This is a genomic window from Arhodomonas sp. KWT, assembly GCF_010993615.1.
The window spans coordinates 1-785 of record NZ_WNXE01000778.1 but is presented as its reverse complement, the minus strand read 5'-3'; the positions used below and the strand labels follow the sequence as shown (position 1 = coordinate 785).

General features: G+C 72.7%; 1 pseudogene. It reads right to left on the bottom strand.

Annotated features, from left to right (window positions below):
- A pseudogene (locus G7A99_RS22350) lies at window positions 1-785 on the bottom strand (polyphosphate:AMP phosphotransferase); the annotation flags it as partial.

Here is a 785-nt window from a genome sequence, read left to right as displayed (position 1 = left end):
AGGACCCGGCCGTACCAGCTGCGGTCGTAGAGGGTGACGAACCCGTCCCGCGGCAGGTGGCGCCAGAAGCGCCACAGGTAGGGGTGGTCGAGTTCCTCGTCGGTGGGGGCGGCGATCTCGATGACCCGGGCGAGGCGGACGTCGATGCCGCGGAGCAGCCGCCGGATGGTGCCGCCCTTGCCCGCGGCGTCCCAGCCCTCGAAGACCAGCACCACGGAGACCCCCTCGTGATGGGCCCGCCAGGTGAGGGCGGCGAGCTGCTGGGTGAGCTCGCGCTTGCGCTGTTTGTAGGTGGCCTTGTCCAGGTGGTGGTGGCCGGGGTCGAGGTAGTCGAGCACCGTGTCCTCGTCCGCGGCGGCGGTGGCCGTTTCCGGGGCGGCGGGTGCCGGTGCCGCCGGCGGCGGCGTATCCAGCCGGGCGGCGAGGGCATCGCGGATGTGGCGGCCGACGGCGAGGTTGCGGTAGCGCCGGTCCTCGGCCTCGATCACGGCCCACGGCGAGCGCGCGTGGTCGGTCAGCCGGATGGCGCGCTCGGCGGCCTGGCAGAGATGGTCGTGGTGGCGGTTGAGCCGCCGGTCCAGCGGCGAGGTCAGCCAGCGGCCGTCCCGGCGCCTGGCGAGCTCCCGGAAGTAGGCCTTCTGGCGGGCTGCCGACATGTGCAGCCAGAACTTCAGCACCAGTGCACCCTCGCGGGTGAGCAGGGTCTCGAAGCGGCCGATGCGGCGCATGTGATGATCGAAGTCGGCGTCGGGCAGCTCGTTGAGGGTGCGCTCGATCAGCGTGCC